Origin of the sequence: Arthrobacter sp. zg-Y916, from assembly GCF_020907385.1 — a bacterium.
In the GTDB taxonomy this organism is placed as follows: domain Bacteria; phylum Actinomycetota; class Actinomycetes; order Actinomycetales; family Micrococcaceae; genus Arthrobacter_B; species Arthrobacter_B caoxuetaonis.
The window spans coordinates 872435-896045 of record NZ_JAJJOD010000001.1; the positions used below are offsets into that span (position 1 = coordinate 872435).

The window sequence follows — 23611 nt, forward strand, 5'->3', positions numbered from 1 at the left end:
CGTCCTGCGGGACGTCTCTCACGTAGACTGGGGACGCCAGAAAACGGCAACACTAGATTGGGAGCAAATCAGTGGCATCACTTCTCGAACGAGTTCTTCGCACCGGCGACAAGAAGACGCTGAAAACACTGCGTAACTACGCCGACGCGATCAACGTGCTCGAGGACGAGTACAAAGCCATGTCTGACGCTGAGCTGCGGGCCGAAACGGACAGCCTCAAGGAGCGCCACGCGGACGGTGAATCGCTGGATGATTTGCTCCCAGAGGCCTTTGCGCTGGTCCGTGAGGCGGCAGGCCGGACCCTGGGGATGCGTCACTTTGACGTGCAGCTGATGGGCGGCGCTGCCCTTCACCTTGGAAACATCGCAGAAATGAAGACCGGTGAAGGCAAGACCCTCGTCGCCACCGCACCCGCTTTCCTGAACGCACTGACCGGCCGCGGCGTCCACATCGTCACCGTGAACGACTACCTGGCCCAGTACCAGTCCGAGCTTATGGGCCGCGTTTTCCGCTTCCTGGGCATGAGCACAGGCTGCATCGTCTCGAACCAGGACCCGGCCACCCGCCGTGAGCAGTACGCCGCAGACATCACGTACGGCACCAACAACGAGTTCGGGTTCGACTACCTGCGCGACAACATGGCCTGGAGCGCTTCGGAACTTGTCCAGCGCGGCCACCACTACGCCATCGTTGACGAAGTCGACTCCATCCTTATTGACGAGGCCCGCACCCCGCTGATCATCTCCGGTGCCGCGAGCGGCGACGTGAACCGCTGGTATACCGAGTTTGCCAAGGTAGTCCAGCGGCTGAGCCTGGACCAGGACTATGAAGTCGACGAAAAGAAGCGCACGGTCGGCGTCCTGGAATCCGGGATCGAGAAGGTCGAGGACTACCTGGGCATCAGCAACCTCTATGAGGCTGCGAACACCCCGCTGATCGGGTTCCTGAACAACGCCATCAAGGCCAAGGAGCTCTTCAAGCGGGACAAGGACTACGTCATCCTCAACGGCGAGATCCTCATCGTTGACGAGCACACCGGACGCATCCTCGCCGGACGCCGCTACAACGAAGGCATGCACCAGGCCATCGAGGCCAAAGAGGGTGTGCAGATCAAGGCCGAGAACCAGACCCTCGCCACGGTCACCCTGCAGAACTACTTCCGCCTGTACGAAAAGCTCTCGGGCATGACCGGCACTGCCGAAACCGAAGCGGCCGAGTTCATGAGCACGTACAAGCTCGGCGTCGTGCCCATCCCGACCAACAAGCCAATGGCACGGCTGGACCAGCCCGACCTCATTTACAAGAATGAAGTCGCCAAGTTCGACGCCGTCGTCAAGGACATTGCTGAACGCCATGCCTCCGGGCAGCCCGTGCTGGTGGGCACCACCAGCGTGGAAAAGAGCGAATACCTCTCGAAGCAGCTGGCCAAGGCAGGCATCCGGCACGAGGTCCTGAACGCAAAGAACCACGCCCGTGAAGCTGCCATCGTGGCCCAGGCGGGCCGCAAGGGAGCTGTCACCGTAGCCACCAACATGGCAGGCCGCGGAACCGACATCATGCTCGGCGGCAATGCGGAATTCAACGCCGTAGCTGAGCTGAACAGCCGCGGACTGGATCCGGCCGAGAACCCGGAGGCCTACGAAGCGGCCTGGCCTGCCGCCCTCGAGAAGGCACAGTCTGCCGTCGCCGCGGAACACGATGAAGTGCGTGCCCTCGGCGGGCTGTACGTCCTGGGCACCGAACGCCACGAATCCCGGCGCATCGACAACCAGCTGCGCGGACGTTCCGGCCGTCAGGGCGACCCGGGCGAATCCCGTTTCTACCTCTCCCTGACTGATGACCTCATGCGCCTGTTCAACTCAGGTGCCGCTGAACGCATCATGAACAGCTCTTCGATGCCGGACGACGTCGCGCTCGAATCGAAGCTCGTGTCGAAGGCAATCCAGAACGCGCAGGGCCAGGTTGAGGGCCGGAATGCGGAACAGCGCAAAAACGTCCTGAAGTACGACGACGTCCTGAACCGCCAGCGCGAGGCCATCTACGGCGACCGCCGCCGCATCCTGGAAGGAGATGACCTGCATGAGAAGGTCGGCTTCTTCCTGGAAGACGTCATCGGCGCGATCGTCAACGACGCGACGGCGGAGGGCCACGGGGACGACTGGGATCTGGAAACCCTCTGGAAGAACCTCAAGATCGTCTACCCGGTGGGCCTGACGGTCGACGAAGTCATCGACGAAGCCGGGGGAAGGGCCCAGCTCACCCGGGACTTCCTGCTGAATGAGATCCTGTCCGATGCCCGGCTGGCCTACCAGGCCCGTGAGGATGCCATTGGCTCTGCTGCGATGCGCGAGCTCGAGCGCCGGGTTGTGCTCTCGGTGATCGGCCGGAAGTGGCAGGAACACCTCTACGAGATGGACTACCTCAAGGAAGGCATCGGCCTGAGGGCAATGGCCCAGCGCGATCCCCTGGTTGAGTACCAGCGTGAAGGCTTCGTCATGTTCCAGACCATGATGGAGGCTATCCGCGAGGAGAGCATCCGGTACCTGTTCAACGTGGAGGTCCAGGTCTCCGAGCCGGCTGTTCCGGAAGCCCTCGCCGGCATCAAGGACGCCCGCGGAGCCCTGGGCACTCCCATCATCAAGGCGGCCGGCCTCGAAGCCCCCGAACGGCCCGCCAGCCTGCAGTTCTCCGCCCCCAACAGCCAGGGCCAGGTCGAGACCAGGGTTGAGCGCACCACTCCTGCCAAGCAGTCAGGGTCGGGTTCACCTGCCGAGCCTGCCTCACGCCGGGACGTGCGAGCTTCCTCCAAGAAGAAGCGGCGCAAGTAGCTTCAGCCGATCTCCAAAGCCGTGACCTTCCACAGTCCGCGCCGCAGCTCCAACCGGAGAGCCGCTGCGCGGACTGTGGACGTTTCGGCTGCGACAACGGCTACTTCGTAGATACCTTCCGCGACGGGACAGACCCTGACACGCAGGATCCGCACGTTGCGGCGTGCCCTGGCCCCGCTGGCTGCGGCGCGTCCCCGCTCCAGGTTGGTCCGCATCTGCAGCCGCTCGAATTCGTCCAGGTCCAGCCACCGTGACATCTGCTGCAGCGGACGCACCCCTGCCAGCACTTCCAGGGCACCTACAGTGACAGACCGCGCGATCGCTTCCATGCGAGCGTCATCCTGCGGCGGACTGGACCAGTTCGCACCGGGCGGCAGCGGATCGGGAGGCAGTGCACGGACCGGGACCGGACGCTGCTGCGGCACCACAGGGGGAGCGTTTCCGGGGACGGTGGAGAAAACCGGTGGACGGGGCATGGGCAGGGGTTCGCCGCTGGCCCGCGCCAGCAATTCGCGGCCCTCTGCATTTGCCTCGCCTGGAGCTGGAAGAACAATGAGGATCGCCATCAGCGTGCTCCTTTTCGATCGGGTTTAGTCCGCCGGGAGCGGCGGAACGGCCAGGACCTGTCCTGGCTGGAGAACATGGGGGTCTGCACCGATGACGGCACGGTTCAGCTCGAACCACGCCGGCCAGTGCGAAGCGATCCCGGCGTCTGTGGCAAGGGGGCCAAGCTGCGCGGCGGCCAGCGCCCACAGGGTGTCTCCCGCCGTGACAGTTACGTCCTGGTGCGCCGGAGCCTGCCAACGGGCAGAAGGCGGACTCTGCAGCGGCCCTGATACGGGCTCCGACGCAGGTTTCCAATGCGGGTCAAACGGGTCGAGGCCGCCGGATGACTGCAGAGGCTGCCACAGGGGATCGATCGTCAAATTCCCGCCCCATGCGACGGCGGCGGCAGGGCTCCCGGCAGCACTCTCTGCAGGACCGGGCGGAGGGACCGCCAGTGCCGCCATCGGGACACTGGCTACCTGCAGGCCAAGAGCCGCTGCAGCCAACCGGCGGAGGAACTCCGGGCTGAACCGTCCAACCGTGCGGGCAGCGCGTTGTTTGCCAAACCGCAGCAGCAGCGCTGAGATGAAGCCGGCCGTCATCCCGACGGTCCACCATGCCAACACGAGGAGACCGGCAGCGCTGGCAGCCAGGGCAGCAAACGACTGAAGGTCTGTCAGCGAGCCGGCGCTGAGGATGTCGAAGGTGGCCGTGTGCTCCGAAAGCCTGGTACCGGACCAGACCAGCAGCAGGCCTGCTGCGGCGGCTGCAGCTGCTTGTATCAGGTCTTCCAGAAGCCGGCGCATGTTCTGGCCTTTCAAGGTGGTTGCGGATGGTCGGGCCGCGAATCGGACAGATGATGAAGTTTGATGCCGTTTGACGCGGTTTAATACAGCTAGGTCACGGTTGATGTCCTTTACTACACACAGATGGCAGAGCTGTCCAGAGTGGCCAAGGAGAAAGTTGGCGGTTAGCCTTTCCAGATGAGGTGGGAGTCGCTGTTTGCTGACCTGGAGGCACAGCTGGCAGCAGCCGGACAGGCCGGGCTGGAAGCTGAGATCGCGGAGCGCCATCGCGGGGAGTCGGCGTCAATCGGCTTCTCCGCCCGGCTGCGGGGCCAGCGCGGAGGGTCGCTCAAGGTTCACGTTGACGGGGCCGGCGAGCCTCTCCGGGGTGAACTCAGACAGGCAGGCGCAGGCTGGTTCCTGCTGCAGTCCTCTTCAACATCGCACCTGGTTCCGCTGGAGGCAGTGCGGCTGGTCGAGGGAATGGGCCGTTTCGCGGCTCCGGAGGAAGGACACGTCCAGCTGAAGCTTTCATCAGCTTTGAGGGGAGTGGCGCGGGACCGCTACCCGGTGCGGCTGCAGCTCCGCGGAGCTCCCGCAGCCAGCCTGCACGGCAGCATCGACAGGGTAGGGCTGGACTTCCTGGAATTCGCCGTGTTGGAGCCCGGGTCCCCGCGCCGGCGGGAGAACGTGGCCTCGGCAGCGGTGGTCCCCTTCCGGGCTATTGCTGTCATCAGTTCCACCCGCTGACCGTTCCACAGAACGCTCAGGCCGGTTCAGGTACGGCGCCGCTAGGCGTCCGCAGCTTCGTCCTGCGGCAGGGCAGCCCGTGCCTCGGCCGCCTTCCGGTAGGCGCCGGCAATATACTCCTCGAGTTTTGCCGATTCGACCCGCCACTGGCCGCGGCCACCGACCTGGATGGCCGGAAGTTCTCCGGAACGCACCAGCGCATACGTCTGGGACGAGGAAATGTTCAGGACCTCGCCGACGTCGGCGAGCGTGAGGAACCTCTTCTCCACCATGGTGCCTTTCCTCAATTTCCGTTCCCGGTCTGTGCGGCTCTGGACAAGTCTGCCAGCACAACGGCCGCCCTGCGGAAGTTATCCACAAATTAGGGCCCCCACCCGTTTCCATCCTGCACATTCCGCGTCACAATGTCCTGCAACACTCCGCAGGGAGTCCGGGGGAAACGTTCAGGGGGAAAGATGAGTCTCAAGACCGCGGTGCCGCAGGCGCCTGCCCAGCGCCTCAAGAAGCCATCATGGAAGGACCCCCGGCTGCTGGTGGGGATACTGCTGGTGCTCGCCTCGGTGGCGGGAGTAACTGCGCTGGTGGCGGGTGCGGAGAAGTCCACCAACGTTCTCGTGGCGGCCAGGGACCTTCCCGTTGGCACTGCACTGGAAACGGACGACTTCGACGTAGTGCCGGTGCGTCTGGGCACACTTGAGGGTGCCTATATGCCTGCCGGCGAGAAGATCCCCGACGGCGCAGTTGCCGGCGCGCTCATCCGCAGCGGCGAGCTGCTGGTGAGGGCGGATCTGGCCACGTCAGACCAGCTTGACCGCAAGCCGCTGGGGCTCGACGTCGAGACACCGCTGCCCAGCGGAATCCGGTCGGGAGACAGGGTGGATGTCTGGGCGTCCCTGCCCGATGGCCGGAACGGTTTCAGTGAACCGCGCAAGCTTCTGGAAGCAGCGGAGATCTCCGAGATCGCTGTGGCGGAATCCGTCATTGCCGGCCCGGATGCCACGCGGCTGCTCGTGCTGGTGGAAGACGCGGACCTTCCTGCGCTTCTCGGGGCCCTGTCGAACCAGGCCAAAATCGCTGTCGTCCCGAATCCGTCACTCCGATGAGCTCGATTCCGGTGGTGACCTCCGGCAGCGGAACGGCGGAGCTGGTCCAGGGGCTGGAACGCCTGCAGGGCCCGGTCACGGTCATCAGGCGGTGCAGTGAACTGGCCGAACTCATTGCCGCGTGCCAAAGCGGCATGGCCAGGGCAGCAATTGTGGACGACGACGCAGTAGAACTGACGGCCAGCCTTGCCGAACGCCTGTCCGCCGCGGGAGTCGCACTGATCGTCCTCGCGGACGACGTCGAAACCCGGGAACGGCTGGATGCCCTGGGGATCCGGCATGCGTCCAGGACGCTCGACTCAGAGTCATTCGCGGACCTGGTTGCCTTAGCGGTGTCGGACCTGGAATCACGGGCGGGCCTGCCGGCAAGCACTTCTTCACTGGCTGATCCGGGGCAGCCTTTCCGGCAGTGGACCCTGGCGGAAAGTCCGTGCGCCGGGGGAGGGGAGGGCCCCCGGGACCGGAGGGGGAGCGTGGTCGCGGTCTGGGGTCCGGCTGGAGCGCCAGGCAGGACTACGCTGGCGCTGAATCTGGCCGCCGAGGCTGCTGCGGCGGGAAGCACAGTGATCCTCATCGATGCAGACACCTATGCCCCCAGCATCGCCGCGGCGCTGGGCCTCACGGAAGAATCAGCCGGCATCGCCCAGGCCTGCCGGCTGGCCGACCAGGGCTTGCTGGATGAAGGCTCGCTGGCCGGCAGTGCCATCAGCCTGGACCTGCTGGGTCAGCGGATGAGCGTGCTGACCGGAATCACCAGGTCAGACCGATGGATTGAAATCCGGGGGACAGCACTCCAAAGGGTCCTGGAGCAATCCCGGAGCATAGCCGACATCACGGTGGTCGACTGCGGTTTCAGCGTCGAATCCGATGAGGAACTCAGCTTCGACACGATGGCGCCGCGCCGCAACGCAGCAACGCTGATCGCGCTCGAATCCGCTGACACTGTCTATGCCGTCGGAGCGGCCGATCCCGTAGGTGTCCCCAGGCTGGTCCGCGCCCTGACCGAGCTTCTGGCAGCCGTGCCGGCGGTGTCTCCGCTGATCGTGCTCAACAAGGTCCGGCGTTCCGCGGCGGGCCGTGCGCCCGAACGCCAGTTGAGTGAGGCCTGGGAACGGTTTGGGTCCGGGACGATCGACGCTTTCCTTCCTGCCGACTGGGAAGCTGCGGACGCAGCCCTCCTGGCCGGAACGGTCCTGCTGGAAGCGGCGCCGTCCTCGCCGCTTCGGACTGCCATCGCGGCACTGGCAAATGTTCCGGCCGGTACGCGCCGCAGAGGGCGCCGACACCGCAGGGCCGGAGCAAAGTGACCTTTTCATTCGCTACGGGATAGGCTCGTAACAAAATGGGGCGCAACGGAGCGTCCCCACGAGCGGCGAATTTCGGAGGCGTATTACATGTCGTCTGGATCCAACAGTACGGATCTGTCCAGTTCGGATACTTCCCTTGAGGATTTCATCGGGAATTACTACGAGCATCTGGCGGCTGAAGACGCCGAGCTTTATCCGCGGGAGGTCCTGCAGGAGCGCGCTGAGCAGCACCGCCGGCTGGCCTGGACCCGGGCCGACGGGACGGCTGCAGTGGACATTTTCGATCAGGCGGACTCAAGCGTCATCCTGATCGTCACCGATGACATGCCGTTCCTCGTGGACTCTGTCACCGCAGAGATCGTCCGGCAGAACAGCGGCATCCGGCTCATGGTCCACCCCACCTTCCTCGCCACCAGGAACCGTGAGAGCGACACACTGCAGCGTCTGCGGCGGGTACCAAGCGCAGCCGGGGTATCGAGCGGTGATACTGCTGCCCTGCCGAACATTTCCGGCCTGCTCGGCGCACCTGATGAGACCACGAGGATCGAATCGTGGATCGCCGTGGAGGTGCCCCGCCTCACTGACCCAGGCCGCCGGGCAGAGATGGTCCAAGGCCTCGAACGGGTGCTGTCCGACGTCCGGCTGGCAGTCCAGGACTGGCCGGCCATGAGGGCCAAGGTCCACGAGGTCGCCGGCGAACTAGGATCCGTGGCCCACGGCGTCCCGGACCTGCACCAGGCCCGCGAACTGCTGGCCTGGCTGGACAACGGCAACTTCACTTTCCTTGGGTACCGCGAGTATGACCTCCTGAACGAGAACGGCGAGGACGTCCTTCGGGCGGCATCCGGCAGCGGCCTGGGACTGCTGCGGCGTCATTCCGAAGCCCGGAAGGTCCAGCACCTGACCGCCGCCGGAAGAGCCAAGGCACGCGAGAAGCGCGCCCTGGTGATCACCAAAGCGAACTCCCGGTCCACGGTCCACCGCGCGGCCTACTTCGACTACATCGGGGTGAAGCGCTTCGATGCTGACGGCAACGTCAACGGCGAACGCAGGTTCATCGGTCTTTTCGCCACCGGCGCCTACACAGGATCGGTGCGCAACATCCCGATCCTGCGGGAAAAGGTCAAGGAGGTCATGCAGCGCTCCGGCTTCCCGGCGGATTCGCATTCCGGCAAGGACATGCTGGCCATCATGGAAACCTTTCCGCGCGACGAGCTTTTCCAGATCGACGTCGACGGGCTGCTGGAGACGGCACACGGCATCCTCCGGCTTCAGGAACGCAGAAGGACCAGGCTTTTCCTGCGGCCGGATGTCTACGGACGCTTTATGTCCGCCATGGTGTTCCTGCCCCGCGACCGTTACACGACGTCGGTCCGGCTGCGCATCCAGGACGAGCTCCGTTCCACCTTCAACGCTGAATCGATCGACTACGAAGCACGGCTCACTGAGTCGGCCCTGGCCAGGCTGTTTTTCCGGATCCGGCTGCCGAAGGGTGCTGAACTCGCAGATATCGACGCCGCCGCCCTGGAACGCCGCCTGGTCAACGCCACGCGTTCCTGGTCCGAGGGAATCAACGAAGCGCTGAGGAGCAAGTTCGACCGGGAACAGGCCGAAACCCTGTCCGATCTTTGGGCTGACGCCTTCCCCATGGATTACCGGGTGGGGTACGAGGTCGAGGACGCCCTCGAAGACATTGCCCGTTTCGAACAGCGACTGCAGCAGCCGGACAACGCCCCGGAGCTGTTCGTCTACATCCCGGAAGAGATGGGCGAGGGGACAGACGCCCGGCTCAAGCTGTACCTGCTTGAGCCGCGCTCGCTGACCCAGATCCTCCCGTTCCTGCACAACCTGGGGCTGGAAGTCCAGGACGAACGGCCGTTCGAGATCCGGCGGCAGGACGGCGTCGAACTTTACCTCTACGATTTTGGCCTCCGTTACCGGGCCGGCGTGGACCCGCTGAAGACCGGGTCCCTCCTCGCGGAAGCGTTCCGGGCAGGCATTTCAGGCGCCAGTGAGTCAGATGCGTTTGACCGGCTGGTTTTGGGACAGGGACTGGGCTGGCGTGAGGTCGTGATCTTCCGCAGTTATGCCAAGTACATGCGGCAGATGGGCAACACGAATTCCTATGGATTCATTGCCGATACCCTCATGGCCAACCCGCGGGTCACCGCAGCGCTGGGACAGCTTTTCCGAGCCCGCTTTGACCCCGCGGCAGACGACGCCGCCCGGGAAGCCGGCGTCGAAGCGGCCAGGGCGGAGCTCGAGTCCGGACTTGAGCAGGTACCGACACTGGACGCGGACCGCGTCCTGCGGACATTTGCCAACCTGATCGAAGCTACCCTGCGGACGAACTTCTACCAGGACAAACCGCATGTGAGCTTCAAGCTCAACACTGCGGCGATCGAAGGTGCGCCGTTCCCGCGGCCCAAATACGAGATTTGGGTGTATTCCCCCCGCGTCGAGGGCGTGCACCTGCGCTTCGGAGAGGTTGCCCGCGGCGGCTTGCGCTGGTCCGACAGGCGTGAGGATTTCCGCACCGAAATCCTGGGCCTGGTCAAGGCACAGACGGTCAAGAACGCCGTCATTGTGCCCACCGGAGCGAAGGGCGGCTTCTACGCGAAGCAGCTGCCGGATCCGGCACAGGACCGGGCAGCCTGGATGGAAGAAGGCAAGGAGAGCTACCGCACCTTCATCCGCGGGCTCTTGGACATCACCGACAACCTGGTGGTGACCCAGGAAGGCGAAGAGGTTGTCCCGCCCGCGCGCGTCGTGCGCCATGACGGGGAGGACAGCTACCTCGTGGTCGCGGCCGACAAGGGCACGGCGTCCTTCTCTGACATTGCGAATGAACTCTCGGCCGAATACGGCTTCTGGCTGGGGGACGCGTTCGCGTCCGGAGGCTCGGTCGGCTATGACCACAAGGCCATGGGCATCACGGCCCGCGGAGCCTGGGAATCGGTGAAGCGGCACTTTACCGAGCTCGGCGTGGACACCCAGACCGAAGACTTCACGGCCGTGGGCGTGGGTGACATGAGCGGGGACGTTTTCGGCAACGGCATGCTGCTCTCCGAGCACATCCGCCTGGTCGCCGCGTTCGACCACCGCCATGTCTTCCTGGACCCTAACCCGGATGCAGCCCGCTCCTATGCGGAACGGCGCCGGCTCTTTGAACTGCCGCGCTCTTCCTGGGCGGATTACGACGAATCGCTCATCAGTTCCGGCGGCGGGATCTACCCGCGCCAGTCCAAGAGCATCCCGATCAGCGCAGAGGTCCGCCAGGCGCTCGGCCTGGACGCCGGCGTCACCCGGATGAGCCCGCCGGAGCTGCTGCGCGCCATCCTGAAAGCGCCCGTGGACCTGCTCTACAACGGCGGCATCGGCACCTACATCAAGGCGTCGGCCGAGTCCAACGCCGAGGTGGGGGACAAGGCCAACGACGCGATCCGCATTGATGGCAGGGACGTGCGCGCCAAGGTCATCGGCGAAGGCGGAAACCTCGGCATGACCCAGCGCGGACGCATTGAGGCCGCTCTTTCCGGCGTCATCCTGAACACGGATGCGATTGACAACTCCGCCGGCGTTGACTGCTCCGACCACGAGGTCAACATCAAGATTTTCGTTGACCGGATGGTCGCCGCCGGACGCCTGGATCCAGCGGAACGCTCGGCCTTCCTGCACTCGATGACCGACGAGGTTGGCCGGCTGGTGCTGCAGGACAACATCGACCAGAACATGCTGCTGCTGAACGACCGGCAGCGGGTTATCGAGTGGAGCCCGAGTTTCGAACGGCTGATGGACTGGCTTGAGGAGCACGCCGGGCTTGACCGGGCCCTGGAAGCCCTGCCGACGAACGAGGAGCTCCGTGCACGGGTGGCCGAAGGCCGGGGCCTGACTGCCCCGGAACTGTCCGTACTGGCCGCCTACGCCAAGATCGAACTCACCCGGGCCTTGACGGCTTCTGATCTGGCAGATGATCCCTACTTCCGCGGAACGCTGCGCCGGTACTTCCCCAAGCAGCTGGTGGAACGTTTTGACGACCAGCTGGACACGCATCCGCTGCGCCGCGAGATTATCTCCACCATGGTTGCCAACGACATGATCAACATTGGCGGCATCACGTTCGCCTTCCGGGTCATGGAGGAAACCTCGGCGACTGAAGCCACGGTCGCCCGCGCCTTCAGCGCGCTGAGGGAGATCTACGCGATCGACGACGTCGTGGCGGCGCTGGGCGAGCTTCCGGCCAGCTTCCCCACAGAGACCTGGACCCGGATCCACCTGGACATGCGCCGTCTGCTGGACCGCGCGGTCCGCTGGTTCGTGAACCACGTGGGACGGGGAACCTCCATTGACGAGGACATTGCGGCGTTCCAGCCGATCGTCGAACCGCTTCGCCAGGGCCTGATGCGCTTCATGCGCGGCGGCGACAGGGAGAGGGTCGAGGCTGCGCTTGAACAGGCTGCCTCCTGGGACGTGCCCAAGGAACTTGGAACGTACTGGGCTGAGCAGTTCGAAAGCTACGGACTGCTCGACGTCGCAATGGCAACCCGGCAGGTGGAGGAGCCCGCGGAAAACATCGCCGCCGTGTACTACGCCGTCTACGACCGTTACGGGATCGACGACCTGCTGGAGCGGATCACCAAGCTGCCCCGCGGTGACCGCTGGCAGGCACTTGCCCGTGCTGCCCTGCGCGATGACCTGTATTCCACTGTGGCCGACATGACGGTGGCTGCGCTGGCCGCGACTGAGGACATGGACGGCAGCGATCCGGTGGCGCGCGTCGAAGCCTGGGAGCTGCAGAATGCCGACAACCTGGAACGGGCGACGAAGATGTTCGCAGAGGTCAACCAGCTGGAGCAGGACGACATGGCTTCGCTGTCGGTCGCACTGCGGCTGCTGCGCTCGATTGTCAGGCGCTGACGGGTCCTATTAGACATGGCTATCTTTACCGATCCAATCAAGGACCATGCGGACTTCGGCCCGGGCGACGCCGAGTGGCTCCACCTGCTGGTAGGGGACTGGCAACTGGTCGCCGACCTCGCATTTGCCGACCTCGCGCTCTGGTTCCCGCTGCCCGACGGCGGTTATGTGGCGCTCGCCCATGCCCGCCCCTCTACGTCGCACACTGTCTTCCACAGTGACTTCGTGGGGGAGCGGATGCGCGGGGACCTCCAGCCGCTGGTCGACAAGGCGTGGAATTCCCAGACCATCGAACGGTCCAGCGAGACCAATTGGACAGCCGACACGGCGATGCGCGTGGAAGCGATACCCTTTGTGCGCAACGGCCGGACGCTTGCAGTGGTCACGTCGCATATGGACCTCTCCAGCTCCCGAATGCCGTCCCGGCTCGAACTCACGTACCGCCAGTGTGCCTACGACCTGCTGCGGATGGGGACCCTTGGACTGTGGCCTGATTTTGCCACTCCCACAGGGTCCCGCCGCGGAGCTCCCCGTGTAGGAGACGGCCTCATCAGGCTGGACGCCCAGGGAGTGGTGCAGTATGCAAGCCCCAACGGCGTCTCGGCGTTCCGCCGGTTGGGGGATATGGAGACGCTTGAAGGGCGTCCGCTCGCCGAAATCACCACGGCGCTGCTCAAGGACCGCAGGATGGTGGACGAGACGCTGCCGCTGGTGGTGACTGGCCGGATGCCGTGGCGTACGGAAATCGAGTCGCGGGGCGTGAGCCTGTCGCTGCGTGCCATCCCGCTGCGGGACGAAAAGGAACGGTTCGGAGCGCTCGTGCTGTGCCGCGACGTATCGGAGCTGCGCCGCCGGGAGATGGAACTCGTGTCAAAGGATGCGACGATCCGCGAGATCCACCACCGGGTCAAGAACAACCTGCAGACTGTGGCTGCGCTGCTGCGCATGCAGTCACGCCGGATGGAAAGCGAAGAGGGGAAGCTCGGGCTGGCGCAGGCCATGCGGCGGGTTTCGACCATCGCGCTGGTCCACGAGACGCTCTCCCAAGGGCTCACCCAAAACGTGGACTTCGACGAACTCATTGACCGGCAGTTCCGCCTCTCAGCCGAGGTGGCCTCGCCGCTGCAGCCTGTAAGGACCGAACGGCAGGGGACCTTCGGGGAACTGCCGAGCGATTTCGCGACACCGCTGGCCCTGGTGATCAATGAACTGGTGACCAACGCCGTCGAACACGGGCTCTCCGGCCCGGACGGCGGAACTGTCTGGCTCAATGCGGAGCGGCACCGGAACGCAGAAAACGAAGAAACGCTGACCGTGACGGTGTCCGACGACGGCGTGGGGCTACCCCCTGAGCCGCGGCGCGAAGGGCTCGGCCTCCAGATCGTCCGCACCCTGGTCCAAAGCGAACTGGCCGGAACGATCGAATGGTCTCTCCGCCCGGGCGGCGGAACTGAGGTGCGGGTCGAGATGGGACTGGAGAACGCGCGAAAGCGCTAGGGATCCCGCCCCGATCCGCCCCAGCCGCGAGACCGGACCGCGAACACAACGATGGGCCGCTGCCGAGGCAGCGGCCCATCGTTTCCAGGCGGGGGGCCTGGCTAAGTCTTGGTGGAAAAGGACTCCCGTGAGTCCCTCTCTTCCTAGGAAGCCCGGCGCGCCCTTGCGGCACGGCGCTTCAGGGCACGGCGTTCATCTTCGCTCATGCCGCCCCAGACGCCGGCGTCCTGTCCGGTTTCGATGGCCCACTGAAGGCAGGTATCGAGTACCGGGCACCGGCGGCATACGCTCTTGGCTTCTTCAATCTGAAGAAGAGCCGGGCCGGTGTTTCCCACAGGGAAGAACAGCTCCGGATCCTTGTCCAGACATGCTGCGCGGCTCCGCCAATCCATGCTAATCACTATCTCCTCTAAAAAGTTGACTCCGCTTGTTTGTGAAAACATTCACGAGCAACCACAAACTAAAGGGGCCGTTTTCGGCCCCGATCCCCTCTACTAGGGTGTCACGGCACGGAAACGCAAACAAGGGTTTACAAGCTGTTAATCTGCCGGAAATGATGAGTGATGCGTCACAAAGGCCCGTGGCCTCGACCCTCTAGGCTGCCTAACCGGCGCTGCTCCTAGAGCATGTCCGGTAGTGTGCCAGTGTGTCAAGACCCCAAGATTCCGCAGAACAGGCAGGACGTCCGCCTGCGGCGCTCCTGATCTCAGCCATCCTTGTCCTCGAGGCCCTGGGCCTGCTGGGCGTTGCAGCCTGGTACATCTACAACCTGCTGACCGCTACGGCCACGTCCCTGGGCGGTGCCGTCTTCACCCTCATCCTGGTCATAGTTCTCGCGGTGTGGCTCCTGGTAGTGGGGCACTTCTTCTTCCGCGGCATGCGGTGGACACGGGCCGCAGCGCTGGTCTGGCAGCTGTTCATGATCGTCCTCGCCGTGCCCACGCTGCAGGGCGGCGTGGTGCTGGTGGGCCTGCTCCTGCTGGTTCCTGCCGCCGCGGTGATCCTGCTGCTGTTCACCAAGCCTGTGATCGCGTGGACTTCCCGGACCAGCGGAGATGCGCAGGCCTTCTAGGGAGACCTAAAAACGTATCCACGTCCTGATCGCGACGGGCCGTCCAGCTCCAGCCGTATCCCGAAAAATCCCCGTCCGCGGGCCGGGTGGACCAGAGGGATGCAGTCAGCCAGCCACTCCGGGCACGACACCATCCAGCCAGACGCCGTTGCTGGAACCACAATCGCTGATACGCACCCCCTGGAAAACGACGTCCAGTTGGGCATGTACGCGGGACATGACCGGATCCGCCAAGCGGATGCCGATCCCCTCGCAGTCAGCTCTGCGGAAGCGTGCCCCGGACGGCGCCGCCAGGTAACGAGGACAAGTTCCACGAGGCGGCCGGAATTCGGGCAGCTACCTGCCAGAAGACGGAACCCGACGGACAGGTCCTGCCAGATCCCACAGTCGGCACAGGCGCACGGGCAGCCGAACTAATCCGCCAGGATTGCTGCCTAGCCGATTCCCGGCAGCGTGTCTGTGGGGTTGATCACCACAGGGCCGGCTGTGCCGCCCATTCTGCTGAGCTGCGGGCTGCCAGAGATACGGTTGCATGGGTGACAAAGGGCCAAGCTCTCCCGGCGGATTGCCTGGAAAGCCCATGTTAATGCCGCCCGCCGGTACCGGGTCCGTCCTTGGGTATCCGCGGATAAGGCACTTCCGGCACCGCAGCCGAGTCTGCAGCCAATAAGATCCATAAGGGTAGACTGCCCTCCGGGGGAGAACATGGAAGCTACATGAAAGGTCTGTGTGTCCCAGGAAATCCTAGTCGCGCGGCACTCCGAGGGCGCGGACGTACCCGCTAAACCGGTGTATCGGCCCGAAGTTCAGGGGCTCCGCGCGCTCGCTGTCCTGATGGTGGTGACTTTTCACGTTTGGTTCGGCCGGGTTTCCGGGGGCGTGGATGTGTTCCTGCTTGTCTCCGCGTTCCTGCTGACCCTATCCTTCATGCGCAAGGTGGAATCCGGGAGGGCACTGGACCTCGGCCGGTACTGGTTGCACCTTTTTAAGCGGCTCCTTCCGGCCGTCGTCGTAGTGCTGATCGGCGTGCTGGCAGCCACAGCGGTTTTTGTTCCGCGCTCACGCTGGGCGGAAATCCTTTCCCAGACCTGGTCCTCCCTGTTCTACTTCCAGAACTGGGCCCTCGCCGCGAACTCCGTTGACTACTACGAAGCAGACCAGAGCATCGCCAGTCCGCTGCAGCATTTCTGGTCCCTGTCCGTCCAGGGTCAGGTGTTCATTCTCTGGCCGCTGCTCTTCGCGCTCGCAGCCCTGATCGCCCGGTCGGCGAAACTGCGCTTCCGACGGGTGGTGCTGCTGGTGTTCGGGTCGGTTTTTGTGGTCTCGCTGGCCTTCTCCGTCTATGAAACGTACGCAAACCAAGTCCACGCATACTTCGATACCAGGACCCGTCTATGGGAGTTTGCCTTCGGCACCCTGCTGGTGTTGGCGCTGCCCTACCTGAAACTGCCGCGCCCCGTTCGTGTTGCAGCCGGATGGATTGGTCTGGCAGCAATGCTCTCCGGAGGGTTCATTCTTGATGTTCAGGGCCAGTTTCCCGGGTATGTCGCCCTGTGGCCCCTGGTGGCTGCAGCCCTTGTGATCCTTGCCGGACAGACCGGCAGTGCCTTCGGTGCCGACCGGCTACTGAGCTGGAAACCGTTGATTCGGCTGGGGGACATGTCCTACGCCCTGTACCTCTGGCACTGGCCGATTCTCATTATTTACCTGATCTGGCGGGGCCAGACCGAAGTCGGACTTACCGGCGGGGCGGCCATTATTGCAGTCTCCCTGGCACTGGCGTATCTGACCACCAGATTTGTGGAACGCCCACTTCGGTCCAAGCAATGGGCAGAGAAGAAGCGGCGAGCCGCGCTAGTCATTGCGCTCTGTGTGAGCGTTGTGGCGGCTCCCGTCGTGGGCTGGCAGCAGATGTTGAGGAGCCAGAACGAACAGCTCCAAGCCAACATCGATGTGAACAATCCCGGAGCTGCCGTCCTGGATCCCGAGTTTGCCTACCACGGGGAGCAGGATGCGGCTCTCGCGCCGCTGTACGACCGGGCTGGCTCTGACTATGCCGACCTCGGTGCTCCGTGTACGGGCAGGTTCGCGACTGAGGCGGAGCAGCTGCAGGGCATTGGCTGTACCGAGTATGTATCCTCTCCGGACCCGGAGAAGGTCCTGGTAGCAGTGGGCAACAGTCACGTACAGCAGTGGCTTCCGGCTCTGGCTCCCATCGCGGAAGCCAGGAACTGGACCGTCATTGGCTTGGTCCGGGGTGGATGCCAGTTTGTTGAATACTCGGACGGCATCTCTGAGGAATGCAACGCCCGGAACCGTGACGCGTTGCAGTACATCCTCGATCTGCGGCCGGACGCAGTCCTGACGACGGCCACCTACTCCATTGCCGACTATCCTCATGAACTCCTGCCCGGAGGCTTTGCTGCCATGGCCAGGACGGTCATGGATAACGGCATCCCAATGATTGGCCTTAGGGACAACCCCAGGCATCCCATCGATATGGCGCAGTGCCCTGAGACGTTCGGAACGGATTCCCAGGAATGTAATCCGGCCTATGAGTCAGTTCGGGCACCGGACTCTCCACTGGACGTGATGGGTGCCATTGTTCCGGAACTGCGGCTCATCGACGTTGATGACCTGGTTTGCCCTGACGGATCGTGCCCGGCAGTGATCGGCAACGTTCGTGTCTACCTGGATGAAAACCACCTTTCAGCAACTTTCGCAAGGACCATGGCTTCCGGATTGGAACCACGGCTGCTGGAGGCCCTTGTGGACAGCTAGGCCGGCCCCGACATCCGTCCGCCAGAGTGCAAAATGCCTTCGCGTGTTTTGTCCGATAACCTTGACCGTTGGGTGAGTGCCGCAGGGCAGCCCGGAAACTAACAGGAGTGACAAGTGAACGTTGACCTCGTCGTCGTAGGGTCGGGCTTCTTCGGCCTCACCGTTGCCGAACGTGCCGCCAAGGAACTGGGACTGAAGGTCGCTGTCCTGGACCGCCGGCACCACATTGGCGGGAACGCATACAGCGAGAACGAAGCCCAGACCGGAATTGAGGTCCACCGCTACGGCGCACACCTCTTCCACACCTCCAACGAGCGGGTCTGGAGCTATGTGAATGAGTTCACCCAGTTCACCAACTACGTGCATAAGGTTTACACCAGCCATAAGGGCGAGGTGTACCCCATGCCGATCAACCTGGGCACGATCAACCAGTTCTTCCGTTCTTCCATGGGCCCGGCCGAGGCGAAGGCGCTCATCCAGGAGCAGGCTGGCGAACTCGCAGGAACCGATCCCCAGAACCTGAATGACAAGGGCATCCAGCTGATTGGCCGGCCCCTCTACGAGGCGTTCATCAAGTACTACACCGGCAAGCAGTGGCAGACGGACCCGAAGAACCTGCCCGCGGAGATTATTTCCCGGCTTCCCGTCCGCTACACCTATGACAACCGGTACTTCAATGACAAGTACGAGGGCCTCCCCGTTGACGGCTACACCGCATGGATCGAGCGGATGGCCGACCACCCGAACATCCAGGTGCACCTGAAGACCGACTTCTTCGACGACGGACACGAGTTCTCCCGGGCCACCACCCTGGGCCAGGTACCGGTGGTCTACACCGGACCCGTTGACCGGTACTTCGACTACGCCGAAGGTGACCTGTCCTGGCGCACGATCGACCTCGAAGAAGAGGTCCTGCCAATTGAGGATTTCCAGGGCACCTCGGTCATGAACTACCCGGATGAGGATGTTCCCTACACCCGCATCCATGAGTTCCGACACTTCCACCCCGAGCGGGACTACACCAAGGACGCCACAGTCATCATGCGGGAGTTCTCCCGTTTCGCTGAAAAGGGAGACGAGCCGTATTACCCGGTCAACACCGCAGAGGACCGCGCCAAGCTCCTCGCCTACCGCGACCTCGCGAAGGGCGAAAAGGACGTACTCTTCGGCGGCCGCCTTGGTACGTACAAGTACCTGGACATGCACATGGCCATCGGCTCGGCCCTTTCCATGTACGACAATAAGATCAAGCCCCACTTCACCGGGGGAGCCAAGCTTGAAAGTGGAGGGGTAGACGCGTGAGCAACGCCATCGTTGAAGACGACGGAAAAGCCGTTCAGGAGCAGTGGTCTACGCTCCAGCGCGTAGTCCTGCCCTCCCAGGACCAGCTGGACACGGTTCCGCTTTACCTTGATACCGGCAGCGCGACCGGCGTGCAGCTTTCCACGATGAACGGGGACGCGAAGACCAGCAAAGCCGGGCCGATGATGTCTGCTCCGGGCAAGGAAGCCCACGCCGAGGACTTCCTCTCGCGTCACTCCACCTCGGTCCGCGCAGGCGAAAGGGTGTCCTTTGGCACGTACTTCAACGCCTTCCCAGCGAGTTACTGGCGCCGCTGGACCAATCTGGATACCGTACGCCTGAGCGTCCGGACCACCGGAACCGGCGCAGTCAGCGTCTACAAGTCCAACGCCCGCGGCGCCCTCCAGCACGTGGAAACGCAGCGGGTCAGCGCTCCCGCAACCAGCACGTTCGAGCTGAGCCTGAAGCCCTTTGGCGATGGCGGCTGGTACTGGTTCGACCTGGTGGCCGGCTCTGAGCCGCTCATTCTTGAAGAAGCCGAATGGCAGGCTCCGGGTGCCCCGGTTAGCCAGGGCAGTGTGACCCTTGAGATCACGACGCTGAACAAGACTGACTTCTGCCTGAACAACCTGCGCATCCTGGGTGAGCACCCTGAGGCCCTCAAGTGCCTGAAAGAGGTGCTGATCGTAGACCAAGGCACCCAGAAGGTAGCCGAGGCAGAAGGTTTCGCTGAAGTCGAGGCCCTGATGGACGGCAAGCTCCGCATCATCAACCAGGCGAACCTCGGCGGTTCCGGCGGCTTTGCCCGCGGTATGTATGAGGCCGTGGAGAGCGGAAGTGACTACGTCCTCCTCCTGGACGACGACGTCGTGATGGAGCCTGAGAGCATCTCCCGCCTGGTGACCTTTGCAGACCGCTGCAAGACGCCCACCATCGTGGGCGGGCACATGTTCGACCTTTACAACCGCACAGTGCTGCACACCTTCGGCGAGACGGTGAATCCTTACAGGTTCCAGCCGGACCAGCCGCATTCCGAGCAGACTCTGGGACACGATTTCGTCCGCTCCAACCTGCGGCAGACCTCGTGGCTGCACCGCCGTGTGGACGTTGACTACAACGGCTGGTGGATGTGCCTGGTCCCTACTCAGGTGATCCGCGACATCGGACTGTCCCTCCCTGTCTTCATCAAGTGGGACGACGCCGAATACGGACTGAGGGCGAAGACCGCGGGTTACCCGACGGTTTCAATGCCGGGTTCGGCTGTGTGGCATGTTTCCTGGATCGACAAGGACGACCTCGTCGGCTGGCAAGCGTACTTCCACACCCGCAACCGCATGATCGCTGCGCTTCTGCACAGTCCGTATGAGCACGGCGGCCGGGTGGTCCGGGAAACCGGCTACATGGACCTCAAACACCTGATCTCCATGCAGTACTTCACGGCTGTCGGCCGGACCATGGCCCTGCGCGACCTCCTGAAGGGCCCCGAGCAGCTGCACGACCTGCTTCCGTCCAAACTCCCCGAGATCCGCGCCATGGTCTCGGAGTTTCCCGACGCCCAGATCCAGTCCGAGCCTGAGGCGTTCCCCTCGCCGGTGATGCACAAGCCGCCGCGCCGCGGACAGGGCTTCAGCGCGCCGTCCTACATGACCCTGATTCCCTGGGCTGCGAAGACGGTGGTGAAGCAGCTGACCAAGAAGGTCCCCGAGACGAGCATGGAGCACCCGCAGGCCTACATTGCCCACCAGGACAACAAGTGGTGGCGCATGTCCCAGTACGACAGCGCTGTGGTTTCCAATGCAGAAGGAACCGGTGCCTCCTGGTACCGGCGCGACCCGCGGCAGATGCGTGCACTGCTGGCTGAAAGCCTGCGCCTGAACGCGGAGATCCTGAAGAACTGGCAGTCCCTGAGCGACCGCTACCGCAGCGCGCTGCCTCAGATCACCTCCTTCGAAGCCTGGAAAGCGACATTCGAGAAGCATTCGGAAGACGAGGGACGGTAGGTTTGTCCGCCGAAGCTCTTCAGACGCCGGGACGGGGCAGCGGATTCGCTGATCTGTTCCGCTCCCGCTTCCTGCTGAAACTGCTGGTCGCCAAGGAACTAAAGGTCCGGTACCGAGGATCGGTTCTGGGATTGCTCTGGTCCTATGTAAAGCCGGGCGTGCAGTTCATCGTGTTCTACATAGCGCTCGGCGTCTTCCTGGGATTGGAGCGGAGCCCCGGCAACCCTGAGGGCCTGCCGAACTACGCGATCTATCTGTTTTCCGGCATTGTGCTGATCAACTTCTTTACTGAGGCACTGGGCAATGCGTCGCGGTCAATCGTGGGGAACGGCGGCCTGATCAAGAAGATCTACCTGCCGCGCCAGCTCTTCCCGGTGGCGTCGGTCTGGGTGTCCGGCGTCCACTTTGTACCGCAGATCCTGATCCTGGTAGTCGCCTGCCTGTTCAACGGGTGGCGGCCGGGTGTGCTCCAGCTCGCGGCGGCGGTGGGCGGTTTTGTCATCGTGGCGCTGCTGGCCACCGGTCTTGGGCTGTTGTTCGGTGCGGTGAACGTGTATTTCCGCGACGCTGAGAACCTCGTGGACATGCTTCTGATGATTGCCACCTGGGCTTCGCCGGTGCTGTACTCCTGGACGATGGTGCAGAAGCAGCTTGGCGAGACCTTCTTCAACATCTACCAGCTGAACCCGATCACGGTAGGCGTGGAAACGTTCCACTACGCGTTCTGGCTTCCCACTACGGACGGAGCAGAGGCTATTCCTCCGCACCTTCTTTCCATGTGGCTTCCTATTGGCCTTGCCATTTCAGGACTGGTCCTGCTGGCCGGCCAGCTCGTCTTCCGCCGCCTTGAAGGCCGTTTCGCTCAGGAGCTCTGACCCGTGGCAACTGCCATTGAAGTACGCAACATCAACAAGCGGTTCGTCCTGCGCCACACGCGTTCGATGAAGGAAGCGTTTGTCTGGCTGATCAAGGGCCGCAAAGGTGACCTGAGCGAAAAGTTTGACGCGCTGAAGGATGTCTCGCTCACGGTTGAGCAGGGAGAGACTGTCGCGCTGCTTGGCCTGAACGGTTCCGGTAAGTCGACGCTGCTGAAGCACATTTCGGGTGTCATGCGGCCCGACGTCGGCAGTGTTGGCACGCGGGGCCGGGTCGCCGGCCTGATCGAGGTCGGTGCGGGATTCCACCACGACCTCAGCGGCCGTGACAACGTGTACCTGAACGGCGCGATCCTGGGTATGACCGAGGACGAGATCAACGAGAAGTTCGACTCCATTGTCGAGTTCTCCGAGATTGGCCAGTTCATCGACACCGAGGTGAAGTTCTACTCCTCGGGCATGTACCTGCGGCTCGCGTTTTCCGTCGCGGTCCACACAGACCCCGAAGTCTTCTTGGTCGACGAGATCCTGGCCGTGGGCGATGAGCCGTTCCAGAAGAAGTGCATCGACAAGATCAAGGAACTGGCCGGCGAGGGTAAGACGCTGGTCGTGGTCAGCCACGACCTAGACCTGGTCTCCCGGATTTGCGAACGAGGCGTCCTGCTGGAGCACGGACAGATCGTCATGGACGGCCCGGTGGACGACGTCGTCGCCAAGCTGCGCTCACACTAGCCGCAGATCCCGGCCGCCTCCGGAGGCGGCCGGGAATCCGGCTGGAACACAGCGGCGTCAGCGGTTGCCGGTTGTCTCGCCGGGAATGGTGTCCTGGCCGGCGCCGGGGACGTTGTCTCCGTGCGTCCGGCTGTCGTAGCCCACGAGGTAGAGCGGCCGGCGCAGTGTGCCGGTGAAAATGCGCCCAATGTATTCGCCCAGGATGCCGAGGCAGAACAGCTGGATCGCTCCGATGCCGCCCACCACCAGGACGGTTGATGCCCAGCCGGGAACAGTCTGCCCGGTGAGGACGCCGACGACCACGAAGATTCCCACGAACACGCAGGCAACGGCGCTGAGGACACCAAGCCAGGTCGCGAAGCGCAGCGGACCGCCGGAGAAAGTGACAATGCTTTCGGTGGTGAGAAGGATCATCTTCCCCAGCGGATACTTGGATTCTCCCGCCGCACGCTTTTCCCGTTCGTAGTACACGTTGGCGCTGGGGAAACCGAACCACGGAATGATGAGGCGGTAGACCCTGCCATCCTCCGGAAGCCGGTTCACGGCTTCGAGCACGCGCCGGCTGACCAGACGGAAATCGCCGGCGTTCGAGGGCACGTGGGGACCGGCTACGCGCCGCATCAGCCAGTAGTACAGGCCGGCGGTCTGGCGCTTGAAGACCGAGTCAGTGGAGCGGTCACTTCGGACACCGTAGACGACGTCGACGTTTTCCGCCTGTGCCTTCTTCAGCATTTCCGCAATGGTTTCAGGCGGGTCCTGCAGGTCAGCGTCGATCGTCACCACGTAGTTGCCGACGGCGGCAGTCATGCCGGCCGTGATGGCCGCCTGGTGCCCGCTGTTGCGCATCAGCCTCAGCAGCCGAAGCTGCGGCCACTCGGTCCGGATCTCCTGGACCATGCCCGCCGTGGCATCCGAGCTGCCGTCATCAACGGCAACTACCTCGTAGGGGACATCGAGCCCATCGAGCACAGGACGCAAGCGGGCGACCAGCTGATGGAGGACCGCCTCCTCGTTGTACATGGGTACGACGACGGAAAGCAGGGTAGGGCTCAACTCAGGACTCCTCGGACGCAATGGGCACGTAGTGAGCATACCAATCCATGCTGAAGGGAAGGA

General features: G+C 63.6%; 18 protein-coding genes. 12 read left to right on the top strand and 6 right to left on the bottom strand.

Annotated elements, in window-relative coordinates:
• Positions 1-71: 71 nt before the first annotated feature.
• Positions 72-2828, top strand: coding sequence for a preprotein translocase subunit SecA (secA, locus tag LOC59_RS04190; RefSeq protein WP_227894492.1), 2757 nt, complete (start codon positions 72-74; stop codon positions 2826-2828).
• A 2-nt stretch (positions 2829-2830) separates the two neighbouring features.
• Here the strand turns inward: secA and LOC59_RS04195 are convergent, their stop codons facing one another.
• A complete protein-coding gene (locus LOC59_RS04195; protein WP_227894493.1) occupies positions 2831-3394 on the bottom strand; it encodes an Rv3235 family protein in 564 nt (187 codons plus the stop codon).
• A gap of 24 nt (positions 3395-3418) precedes the next feature.
• Positions 3419-4180, bottom strand: a complete 762-nt coding sequence (locus LOC59_RS04200; protein ID WP_227894494.1) for a LysM peptidoglycan-binding domain-containing protein — start codon at positions 4178-4180, stop codon at positions 3419-3421.
• Positions 4181-4357: 177 nt separating this feature from the next.
• Here LOC59_RS04200 and LOC59_RS04205 point away from each other — a divergent pair, with 177 nt between their 5' ends.
• A complete protein-coding gene (locus LOC59_RS04205; RefSeq protein WP_227894495.1) occupies positions 4358-4909 on the top strand; it encodes a hypothetical protein in 552 nt (183 codons plus the stop codon).
• A gap of 41 nt (positions 4910-4950) precedes the next feature.
• On the opposite strand, the gene LOC59_RS04210 is transcribed toward LOC59_RS04205, so the two are convergent.
• The gene (locus LOC59_RS04210; protein WP_227894496.1) at positions 4951-5181 is read right to left on the bottom strand and encodes a helix-turn-helix domain-containing protein; all 231 of its coding nucleotides are present in this window, start codon (positions 5179-5181) and stop codon (positions 4951-4953) included.
• 183 nt (positions 5182-5364) lie between these two features.
• On the opposite strand from LOC59_RS04210, the gene LOC59_RS04215 reads away from it, so the two are divergent.
• The 4 genes from LOC59_RS04215 (at position 5365) to LOC59_RS04230 (ending at position 13733) form a co-directional block, all read left to right on the top strand.
• Entirely contained in the window at positions 5365-6012 is a 648-nt protein-coding gene (locus tag LOC59_RS04215) for an SAF domain-containing protein (protein WP_227894497.1), read from the top strand.
• Entirely contained in the window at positions 6009-7319 is a 1311-nt protein-coding gene (locus tag LOC59_RS04220; RefSeq protein ID WP_227894498.1) for an AAA family ATPase, read from the top strand. Before LOC59_RS04215 ends, LOC59_RS04220 begins: the two co-directional genes overlap by 4 nt.
• A gap of 87 nt (positions 7320-7406) precedes the next feature.
• Positions 7407-12236 (top strand): NAD-glutamate dehydrogenase, encoded by a 4830-nt coding sequence (locus tag LOC59_RS04225; RefSeq protein ID WP_227894499.1) that lies wholly within the window; start codon positions 7407-7409, stop codon positions 12234-12236.
• 15 nt (positions 12237-12251) lie between these two features.
• Complete coding sequence (locus LOC59_RS04230) at positions 12252-13733, top strand: sensor histidine kinase (RefSeq protein ID WP_227894500.1); 1482 nt, start codon at positions 12252-12254, stop codon at positions 13731-13733.
• A 143-nt stretch (positions 13734-13876) separates the two neighbouring features.
• On the opposite strand, the gene LOC59_RS04235 is transcribed toward LOC59_RS04230, so the two are convergent.
• Positions 13877-14125, bottom strand: coding sequence for a WhiB family transcriptional regulator (locus tag LOC59_RS04235; RefSeq protein WP_227894501.1), 249 nt, complete (start codon positions 14123-14125; stop codon positions 13877-13879).
• A 254-nt stretch (positions 14126-14379) separates the two neighbouring features.
• Between LOC59_RS04235 and LOC59_RS04240 the strand changes: the two genes are divergently transcribed.
• The gene (locus LOC59_RS04240; RefSeq protein ID WP_227915419.1) at positions 14380-14805 is read left to right on the top strand and encodes a hypothetical protein; all 426 of its coding nucleotides are present in this window, start codon (positions 14380-14382) and stop codon (positions 14803-14805) included.
• A gap of 105 nt (positions 14806-14910) precedes the next feature.
• On the opposite strand, the gene LOC59_RS16845 is transcribed toward LOC59_RS04240, so the two are convergent.
• On the bottom strand, positions 14911-15039 hold the full coding sequence (locus LOC59_RS16845; RefSeq protein WP_227915418.1) for an FHA domain-containing protein: 129 nt from the start codon (positions 15037-15039) through the stop codon (positions 14911-14913).
• Positions 15040-15594: 555 nt separating this feature from the next.
• On the opposite strand from LOC59_RS16845, the gene LOC59_RS16740 reads away from it, so the two are divergent.
• The 5 genes from LOC59_RS16740 to LOC59_RS04265 all read left to right on the top strand — a co-directional run bounded on the left by LOC59_RS16740 (position 15595) and on the right by LOC59_RS04265 (position 22495).
• On the top strand, positions 15595-17586 hold the full coding sequence (locus LOC59_RS16740) for an acyltransferase family protein (RefSeq protein WP_331460403.1): 1992 nt from the start codon (positions 15595-15597) through the stop codon (positions 17584-17586).
• A gap of 114 nt (positions 17587-17700) precedes the next feature.
• Positions 17701-18888: a UDP-galactopyranose mutase gene (gene glf / locus LOC59_RS04250; protein WP_227894504.1), complete on the top strand. Its 1188-nt coding sequence runs from the start codon at positions 17701-17703 to the stop codon at positions 18886-18888.
• Complete coding sequence (locus LOC59_RS04255) at positions 18885-20888, top strand: glycosyltransferase (protein ID WP_227915415.1); 2004 nt, start codon at positions 18885-18887, stop codon at positions 20886-20888. The genes glf and LOC59_RS04255 overlap by 4 nt, the downstream gene beginning before the upstream one ends.
• Before the next feature lie 2 nt (positions 20889-20890).
• Positions 20891-21763, top strand: coding sequence for an ABC transporter permease (locus LOC59_RS04260; RefSeq protein ID WP_227894506.1), 873 nt, complete (start codon positions 20891-20893; stop codon positions 21761-21763).
• A gap of 3 nt (positions 21764-21766) precedes the next feature.
• Positions 21767-22495, top strand: coding sequence for an ABC transporter ATP-binding protein (locus LOC59_RS04265; RefSeq protein WP_227915414.1), 729 nt, complete (start codon positions 21767-21769; stop codon positions 22493-22495).
• Between the two features lie 57 nt (positions 22496-22552).
• Here LOC59_RS04265 and LOC59_RS04270 read toward each other — a convergent pair whose 3' ends face one another.
• Entirely contained in the window at positions 22553-23548 is a 996-nt protein-coding gene (locus LOC59_RS04270) for a glycosyltransferase family 2 protein (protein ID WP_227915413.1), read from the bottom strand.
• Positions 23549-23611 lie beyond the last annotated feature (63 nt).

Coding starts and splice junctions, on each gene's coding strand:
- LOC59_RS04220 (WP_227894498.1), top strand. CDS start 6,009: ATGAGCTCGATTCCGGTGGTGACCTCCGGCAGCGGAACGGCGGAGCTG.
- LOC59_RS04200 (WP_227894494.1), bottom strand. CDS start 4,180: ATGCGCCGGCTTCTGGAAGACCTGATACAAGCAGCTGCAGCCGCCGCA.
- LOC59_RS04205 (WP_227894495.1), top strand. CDS start 4,358: ATGAGGTGGGAGTCGCTGTTTGCTGACCTGGAGGCACAGCTGGCAGCA.
- LOC59_RS04235 (WP_227894501.1), bottom strand. CDS start 14,125: ATGGATTGGCGGAGCCGCGCAGCATGTCTGGACAAGGATCCGGAGCTG.
- LOC59_RS04225 (WP_227894499.1), top strand. CDS start 7,407: ATGTCGTCTGGATCCAACAGTACGGATCTGTCCAGTTCGGATACTTCC.
- LOC59_RS04230 (WP_227894500.1), top strand. CDS start 12,252: ATGGCTATCTTTACCGATCCAATCAAGGACCATGCGGACTTCGGCCCG.
- LOC59_RS04195 (WP_227894493.1), bottom strand. CDS start 3,394: ATGGCGATCCTCATTGTTCTTCCAGCTCCAGGCGAGGCAAATGCAGAG.
- LOC59_RS04210 (WP_227894496.1), bottom strand. CDS start 5,181: ATGGTGGAGAAGAGGTTCCTCACGCTCGCCGACGTCGGCGAGGTCCTG.
- LOC59_RS04215 (WP_227894497.1), top strand. CDS start 5,365: ATGAGTCTCAAGACCGCGGTGCCGCAGGCGCCTGCCCAGCGCCTCAAG.